This is a genomic window from uncultured Gimesia sp., assembly GCF_937919775.1.
GTDB lineage: Bacteria > Planctomycetota > Planctomycetia > Planctomycetales > Planctomycetaceae > Gimesia.
On record NZ_CALFPF010000388.1, the window covers coordinates 1 to 8,069 of the forward strand.

Annotated in this window: 7 protein-coding genes; 6 read left to right on the top strand and 1 reads right to left on the bottom strand. The window is 52.1% G+C overall.

All coding sequences use genetic code 11. The features are described from left to right. The first annotated feature begins 54 nt into the window (after positions 1 to 54). From Q0294_RS10660 to Q0294_RS10685, 6 genes are all read left to right on the top strand, one after another. The gene (locus Q0294_RS10660; protein WP_299464603.1) at positions 55 to 1,212 is read left to right on the top strand and encodes a XylR family transcriptional regulator; all 1,158 of its coding nucleotides are present in this window, start codon (positions 55 to 57) and stop codon (positions 1,210 to 1,212) included. A gap of 170 nt (positions 1,213 to 1,382) precedes the next feature. Beyond that, the gene (locus Q0294_RS10665) at positions 1,383 to 1,946 is read left to right on the top strand and encodes a DJ-1/PfpI family protein (RefSeq protein ID WP_299464606.1); all 564 of its coding nucleotides are present in this window, start codon (positions 1,383 to 1,385) and stop codon (positions 1,944 to 1,946) included. A gap of 41 nt (positions 1,947 to 1,987) precedes the next feature. After that, positions 1,988 to 3,316, top strand: coding sequence for a Gfo/Idh/MocA family oxidoreductase (locus tag Q0294_RS10670; RefSeq protein ID WP_299464609.1), 1,329 nt, complete (start codon positions 1,988 to 1,990; stop codon positions 3,314 to 3,316). Positions 3,317 to 3,716: 400 nt separating this feature from the next. Next, on the top strand, positions 3,717 to 4,475 hold the full coding sequence (locus Q0294_RS10675; protein ID WP_299464612.1) for a phytanoyl-CoA dioxygenase family protein: 759 nt from the start codon (positions 3,717 to 3,719) through the stop codon (positions 4,473 to 4,475). A gap of 41 nt (positions 4,476 to 4,516) precedes the next feature. Further along, positions 4,517 to 5,458, top strand: coding sequence for a sugar phosphate isomerase/epimerase (locus Q0294_RS10680; RefSeq protein WP_299464615.1), 942 nt, complete (start codon positions 4,517 to 4,519; stop codon positions 5,456 to 5,458). Between the two features lie 50 nt (positions 5,459 to 5,508). Next, positions 5,509 to 7,308 (top strand): sulfatase-like hydrolase/transferase, encoded by a 1,800-nt coding sequence (locus Q0294_RS10685; RefSeq protein WP_299464618.1) that lies wholly within the window; start codon positions 5,509 to 5,511, stop codon positions 7,306 to 7,308. Positions 7,309 to 7,354: 46 nt separating this feature from the next. Here Q0294_RS10685 and Q0294_RS10690 read toward each other — a convergent pair whose 3' ends face one another. Beyond that, entirely contained in the window at positions 7,355 to 7,615 is a 261-nt protein-coding gene (locus Q0294_RS10690; protein ID WP_299464621.1) for a hypothetical protein, read from the bottom strand. Between the last annotated feature and the right edge of the window lie 454 nt (positions 7,616 to 8,069).

Here is an 8,069-nt window from a genome sequence, read left to right on the forward strand (position 1 = left end):
ATGCTTTAACACGTAAAATTCCGTACGAAGCCACTTTCGGGACACCCACTAACTATGGCAAAATCATCGATTCCCCATGTGGCCTTGTTCATCGAAACGTCACGCTCGCATGGGCGTGGTTTATTAAACGGCATCCGGCAATTCATCACAGAAAAAGAGGAATGGTCTGTGTTTGTGATGCCGCGTTCGCTGGATTCGCAGATCCCGGATTGGATTACCCGCTGGAAAGGGGACGGCATTCTGAGTCGCACCACCAGCCAGGAAATGGCGGACGCCATCACCGCATCGGGGATTCCCACGGTCGAACTGCGTTCGACGAAGCTGCAGCATGCATTTCCATTTCTGGGTATTGATAACCGGGCGCTGGGGCGGATGGTGGCGGAACATTTTCTGGAACGGGGGATACGCCACTTTGGCGTTTATGAAATCGGGACTGAAGTTTATTTTGAACAGCGACGCGATAATTACGTGCAAACGGTTGAGAATGCCGGCTACGACGTGAGCGTGTTTTCGGCTCCCGAAGATTCCGAAGTACCCCGCGAATGGGAAAAACATCAGGAGCAGATGGTGAAATGGGTTCAAGGGCTGCCTAAGCCGGTCGGGATTATGGCGTGTACCGATCAGTTGGGGTTCTGGTTGCTGGATGCCTGTGACCGGGCGGGGATTTCGGTGCCCGACGAAGTGGCCGTCGTCGGCGTTGAGAATGACGACATCCTCTGTATGATGGCCCGCCCTCCGCTTTCGAGCGTCGCGTTTAATTCCACGCGCATCGGTTATGAGGCAGCCACTTTGTTGAGCCGGTTAATGAAAGGGGAACCGGCGCCGCAGGAGCCGTTTCTGATCAATCCGCTGGGAATTGTCACCCGCCAGTCCTCCGATGTGGTTGCCGTTGATGATCCCGAGTTGGCCTTGGCACTGCGATTCATTCGCGAAAATGCCTGCAAGGGAATTCAAGTGACGGATATCCTGAGTGCGGTCCCCATGTCGCGAACCGCTTTGGAACGACAGATGAAAGCGGCCATCGGACGCAGCCCGAAAGGGGAGATCATCCGCACCCAGCTCGAACGGGCCAAGGAGTTGCTGGCGTCGACGGACCTGTCCCTTTCGCAAGTTTCACAACGCATCGGTTTTCGTCACTCGCAACACTTCAGCACGATTTTCAAAGAGAAAATCGGGGAAACACCGGGCGCGTTTCGCGCCAAAATGCATTAAGCTGCAGACGGGGGAGATTGTCTGAAAATCGCGGTGTTTCGCACTGTGGACGCTGATAATATACGCAAAACCTGATAATGTTTATGAGTTTCCGTAATGACCTGTCTGGGTTCGATTGTAGAATGGAATCCAATTCAATGCTTGAATTTTACGTAGAAGGAATGTTTTGAATGAACAAAGTGTTAATCATCGTTGGCGATGCAACTGAAACTGTAGACACGCTTTATCCCTATTATCGCTTGATCGAAGGGGGCTATGAACCTGTCGTTGCCGCACCGGAAAAGAGGCTGTACCAGATGGTGCTGCACGAAGTCAAACCGGGCTGGACCATCACTAAAGAGTGGGAAGGGTACACGATTCAGGCGGATATCGCGTTTAAAGATATCAAGGAAGAAGAGTATCTCGGAATCTTCTTCAGCGGCGGTCGCGCTCCCGAATATATTCGCGAGGATGCAGATCTGATCCGGATTACGCAGCATTTCTTCGAAAAAAATAAACCCATTGCTTCTGTGTGTCACGGCGTAGAAATTCCAGCCCGTGCCGGTTGCGTCAAAGGACGTCGCATGGCGACCGTGCCGAAGTGCCAGTTTGATCTGGAAGTCTGTGGCGGGATTTTTGTCAATGCAGCGTGCGTGATTGACGGAAACATGGTCAGCGGTCGTACCTATCACGATCACGGGCAGTATATTGGCCCGTGGATGAAGCTGCTGGATGAAGCACGAAATCAGTATTAAAAATTGTCTTGAACTCAATGCGTAAAAAACAGGAGAGAGCGATGACTTCACAAAAACTATCTCGCCGGACCTTTGTCAAAACGGCAATGGCCGGACTCCCATTGGCGTGTATTGCACCAGGAGTTTTCGTGAATACCGCACGTGGCGCGGAAAAATCCCGGAATCCGAATGAGCGATTGAAAATCGGTTCGATCGGCATGCGGTATCAGGGTTCGGTCATCGCCGACAAAGCGCAGGAGTATGGCGACATCGTAGCCATTGCAGATGTGGATCGGGAAATCGCAGAAAAAGCACGCAAGCAGTTCGGCGGAAAAGCGACGCTTTTCGAAGATTACCGCGAGATGCTGGAGAAGGCGGACATTGATGTGGTGACGATTGGTGCTCCCGATCATTGGCACACCAAAATGCTGATGGATGCCTGTCGTGCCGGCAAAGACGTGTACTGTGAGAAACCTTTAACACTGACTGTGGACGAAGGCAAAATTCTCAACAAAGTCGTCAAGGATACCAAAGCCGTCGTGCAGGTGGGAACCTGGCAGCGCAGTGACCACCGTTTTCGTCAGGCCGTCGAAATGGTGCAGGATGGACGGATTGGTGACCTGAAAAAAATCACGGTCACGCTCAGCAAGAATAAAACCGGCGGGCCGTTTAAAACCGAGCCGGTCCCTTCCGTCTTGAACTGGGACCTGTGGCAGGGACAGACTCCCGAAGTGCCTTACATCAAGGAACGCAGCCATTACACGTTCCGCTGGTGGTATGAATATTCGGGCGGTCAGATGACTGACTGGGGCGCACATCATATCGACATCGCACAATGGGCCGCCGGCATGCAGGATTCCGGTCCCGTCGATATCGAAGGGACGGCGACGTTCCCGCATCTTGAAAACGGTTACAATGTGGCCCTCGATTATCACTTGAAGGCCCGTTATGCCAACGGCGTGATTCTGGAAGTGAACGACACCGGGCGGACCGGTCTGATGTTCGAAGGGGACGAAGGGCGGCTGTTTGTGAACCGGGGGACCATCGCCGGGAAACCGGTTGAAGATCTCGCGAAAAACCCCTTGTCGCGTGAATCATTCAAGGTTTACGGCCATGACAATCTCTCGCGGCCTCCGCGCATGGGCAAACTCGATGCGATTGTGAATCACATGGGGAATTTCTTCGACTGTATTCAATCGCGGGAAACGCCGATCTCCAGCGTGCAGAACCAGCATCGCTCAGTCAGCGTCTGTCATATCGGAAACATCTCGCAACGCCTGGGTCGAAAACTGACCTGGGACCCGCAGCAGGAACTGTTTGTGGACGACGCCGAAGCCAACACCTGGCTGAAACGCGAACAGCGGGCCGGTTATGAGATCAAAGACAGTTAGGTGCTTTGTCAACCATCACAAAATTTTAAAATGACACTCCACCAGGTAATATTTCTTAAATCGAATTCGTCTTTGCAAATGGGGAGGAACCGGGGCTAACGCCCTGCGGCTAATAGAGTATTCCGGTTGGGAAGTTACCCAAAACCGGATCAGCCGCACGGCGTTCGGTAGCATTTATATAATAGTTCTGATCCTGATTTTGAGGTGTACGATGTTAGCTATGTAATAATACACCGTAGCCGACGGTGTGCTGTTACCCTTGTTTTCAGGACTTCGATAGCAGAAAAGTCAAATTAGCCGCAGGGCGTTAGCCCCGGTTATACGTCATAGTTAAGGACAGTTCGAATTAAGAAACGCTACCTGGCCGCGGTTCATACCGATCTCGGTAAAAGGAGGAACGATGACAGTCTCAACGGGCATCATAACAGAAGCTCATAAAAAACAGTTTGAGGAAGAAGGCTATTTCATTCTGGAAAAGGTGATTTCGGATGAACACCTGCAGATCATCCGGGATGCCTGCGATCATTTGATTGATCTCATGCATCAGGAGATGGATCGTCTGGGAACGGATCATATTCACATCAGCCACCGCGGCAAGCGTTATCACATCGCGAAGAAATACGATCAGGCACCGCGCCTGGAAGAGTATGTATTCGGCGATCTGATGGCGGAAATCTGTAAAGCGACGATCGGCGAAACCGCTTTTCTGTTTTATGATCAGTATGTGGTCAAGGCGGCAGAGAAGGGGATCAAGTTTTCCTGGCATCAGGACTCGGGTTATCTCGGTTTTCGGCATCGCCCATATGTGACCTGCTGGGCAGCCGTCGATGATATGACCGTCGAAAACGGGACCGTTGACGTACTGCCTTATTCCACAGTTGGCATTCGTTCGCTGGTCGAACACATTCAGGACCCGGAGACCGGCGATAAAACCGGTTATTTTGGCAAGGAACCGGGTGTCACCGCCATCGTGCCTGCCGGCAGTCTGGCCGTTTTCAGCTCGCTGACGTTTCATCGCAGCGGCGCGAACACGACGGACAAAATGCGGCGGGCATATGTAACGCAATATTCGCCCGCGCCTTTAATCGACCCTGAGACACAACAGCCCAAACATCTGGTTGTTCCTTTCCTGAAGGATGGGGAAAAGGTCGTTTCTTAAGCAGATTTCAATTCTATCCAGGAACAGAAAGCAGCAAACGCATGTTCGATCAGCTCAGTCGTCGTGATTTTAACAAACAGCTTTTAGGGAGCGCGTGCTCTGCAGGGCTGCTCGGCAATGTATTGGCAGCCGGTACGGAAAATACTCCGAAACCGTTTCAGTTGAATTACATCGTGGCCTCCTGCCTGTACGGCAAACTGCCGCTGGAAACGATTCTGCAGGAAGTTCCCAAAACCGGAGCGCAGTATCTGGAGATCTGGGCAGAGCGGCACGGCAATCAGCGCGAGCAGATTGCAGAACTGGGTATCGAAAAAACAAAGCAGTTGTTTGACAAGTACAATGTCAAACTCGGCAGCTTCACCTGTTTCAAATACGGCCTGTTTAACATGCGGGGGGAGATGGATCTGGTCCAGCAATTGGGCGGGGACATGGTCATCTGCAACAGCGGCGGTCCCAAAGGTTTGAAGGGGGCAGAACTGAAGGCGGGTATCAAAACCTTCGCTGAGAAACTCAAACCTCATGTCGATGCGGCTGCCGAGAAGGGTGTGATCATCGGTCTGGAAAATCATGGCGGCGGTTTGATCAATGATCCGGATACGCAACTCTGGCTGATGGAAGCGCTGCCTGCGAAGAATTTCGGAATCGCGCTGGCACCCTATCATCTGGAACAGGACCCGGCGCAGATCGCGAAACTGATTACCGATCTGGATGAGCGATTGGTGCATTTTCAGGCCTGGCAGCATGGCATGGGCAGTATCAAGAAGCTGCCCAAGGAACAGGAACTCATGCAAATGCCCGGTCGTGGCGATTTGAATTTTGTACCGATCTTAGCGGCGCTCAAGAAAATCAACTATCAGGGCCGCACGGAAATCTTCATGCATCCGGTGCCGCGCGGTATTCCGATTCTGCCCACCGCCGACGAAGTGACCGCCGAGATTAATCGCTCGCGTGCGTATCTTGAGAACTGTTTAAAGCAGGCTTGAGCTCACGCATCCGCTTTTCTTTCATTCAAAAGTTGAGGTCAAGCAGATTCATGAATGCGCGTCGAACGATTCTGACTTGGGTTGTGTTTTTCATCTGCACTCTGATCTGCGCTGACCGGCAGTCGCTTCATGCGAAAGAAAAATCGCGGCAGCCGAATATTATTCTGGTGATGACCGACGATCAAGGATATTGGGATACGGGTATTTCGGGCAATCCTCTGATAGAAACGCCGACGATAGACCGGATGGCGGCCGAGGGCGTGACGTTCACCCGGTTCTATGCGAATATGGTTTGTGCACCGACGCGGGCCGGGTTGATGACGGGGCGGCATTATCTGCGGACGGGCCTGTATAACACGCGGTTTGGCGGCGATACACTGGGGCAGCATGAGACAACGATCGCACAGGTGCTAAAGTCCGCCGGTTATCAGACAGGGCTGTTCGGAAAATGGCATCTGGGACGTTATGCGCAGTATCAGCCGCATCGGCGGGGCTTTGATCATTTCTTCGGTCATTATTACGGACACATTGAACGCTATACAAATCCGGATCAGGTCGTGGTGAATGGTGCGCCGGTCGAGACCCGCGGGTATGTGACCGATCTGTTTACCGATGCCGCCATTGATTTCATCACGCGTTACAAAGAAAAGCCGTTCTTCTGTTACCTCGCTTACAATGCACCGCATTCGCCGTTCCTGCTGGATACGTCGCATTTCGGTCAGCCTGAGGGGGATAAACTGATTGAAAAATATCTCGCGAAAGGATTGCCGTTACGCGAAGCGCGGATTTATGCGATGGTCGAACGGATTGATTTGAATCTGAACCGCTTGCTGCAGTCCGTCAAGAAACTGGGACTGGATCAGGAAACGGTGGTGATTTTTACCAGCGACAACGGCGGCGTGAGTCGCGGATTCAAAGCCGGTTTAAAGGGGAGTAAAGCAAGTGCCTATGAAGGGGGCACGCGGGTGCCGTTTGTGGTGCGCTGGCCGGGACATTTTCCGGCGGGTAAAACGACCGATGCCATGGTCGCGCAAACCGATCTGTTTCCCACGTTCTGCGCGCTGGCGGGGGTGAAAGTTCCCGAAGGACTCAAGCTGGACGGCACGTCGATTCTGTCATTGATGGAACAGGGAGCGGGCAAATCGCCACACGAGTATCTGTATCATACGTGGGACCGCTATACGCCGAACCCTTACCATCGCTGGTCGATTCACGGCGAACGTTTCAAACTGGTCGGACATGATCCCGCGGGAAAAGGACAACGTGCGGAACCGGCGGGACAATTGTATGATCTGCAGGCGGACCCGGGCGAGACGAAAGACTTATCGCGGCAGTATCCGGAAGAAACAGAGAAGTTACGGAGCGAATTTCTGAGCTGGTTTAACGAGGTGACGGCGGGGCAGGTTTATCAGCCGACAGCGATCCCGGTGGGCGATGCGCAGGAACCAGAGGTCGAACTGCAGCCAAGCTGGGCGATTCTCAAAGGGGAAGGGCTGGAATATTCATTTGACGGATACGACTGGGATACAATCGACGGCTGGCAGTCGAATAAAGGGACAGCGACCTGGCAGCTCAATGTCTTGAAAGCGGGCCGTTATGCGGTTGAATTGAGTTATGGTTATCGATCGGAATCATCTGAACCGGGGCAGTTGCAGATCTCGGTCGGCGAAAAACAGCTTCTTTGTGAACTACCCATGAGCACGACTCAGAACGTGTTTTTCAAAACAACCGCCGGCATTCTGGAGTTGAACAAAGGAACGCAGACGCTGACCGTGCAGGCAACGCATGCGGCCGGGATTCAGGGGCTGCGCTTGAATTCGATCTGGCTCAAAGCGCTGAACAATGATTGATCAGCGCTTTGATAGCGATACTGTTCACAGTCGCATCAGAATTCCATCAGAGTGACTTGCGAATGCGGTGAAAACTTTCCTGGATTTCTTTGCCGACGTTTAACATCGCATCTACAACGCTGCCGGCAGATTCTTTCACAGCGTCTTTGGTCGGTTTGTAGTCGTCCTTTAATTGATCGAGTTTGTCTGTGACCTGCTCCCATTCATCCCGCGCTTCTTTTTTGCCGAGATGAATTTTCAAGGCAATTTCATCGCGCTGCTGTTCCAAAGCGCCGATCAGCTCTTCCAGGCGGTTGCGGTTGGTCATGGTGTCTCCCTTTCAAAATTATTTCTAACAACATTCGTTCTGATCACATCCGAAATGTTATCAGAGTTGAAATCTGCAGTCATTCATTCTGTTTATTATACCAGTTCCGTGTGGAATTCGACAGTGGTGAAAATTGGAAAGCACTTTGAAACGACGCGGATCTGCATACGTGCTTGACCCTAATAAACAGGGAGCATGAGTGCGGGAATGCTGCTGTCTAAGCGGAATAGGTGTTTCGTGTTCCCTGACTGTGAGTGACGTAACGGGTGAAAAGCGAAGCGCGTTTATGTCGCAATGATGACCATTTGCGACAGTTTCTAAGGGCATTTATGATGGTTTATGTCGCTTCAACAGTGAAGATAAAGCACTGTTTTGCGTGAAACCAGGCGAAATGCGGAAGGGCGGCAGGAGTTTTTCCGCCTCTCATTCGTGATCAACGGTCATAAAAAAAATG

Bases quoted from the DNA above. Each gene is read 5' to 3' on its own strand.
- Q0294_RS10665 (WP_299464606.1), top strand. From the start codon at position 1,383: ATGAACAAAGTGTTAATCATCGTTGGCGATGCAACTGAAACTGTAGAC.
- Q0294_RS10690 (WP_299464621.1), bottom strand. From the start codon at position 7,615: ATGACCAACCGCAACCGCCTGGAAGAGCTGATCGGCGCTTTGGAACAG.
- Q0294_RS10660 (WP_299464603.1), top strand. From the start codon at position 55: ATGGCAAAATCATCGATTCCCCATGTGGCCTTGTTCATCGAAACGTCA.
- Q0294_RS10670 (WP_299464609.1), top strand. From the start codon at position 1,988: ATGACTTCACAAAAACTATCTCGCCGGACCTTTGTCAAAACGGCAATG.
- Q0294_RS10680 (WP_299464615.1), top strand. From the start codon at position 4,517: ATGTTCGATCAGCTCAGTCGTCGTGATTTTAACAAACAGCTTTTAGGG.
- Q0294_RS10685 (WP_299464618.1), top strand. From the start codon at position 5,509: ATGAATGCGCGTCGAACGATTCTGACTTGGGTTGTGTTTTTCATCTGC.
- Q0294_RS10675 (WP_299464612.1), top strand. From the start codon at position 3,717: ATGACAGTCTCAACGGGCATCATAACAGAAGCTCATAAAAAACAGTTT.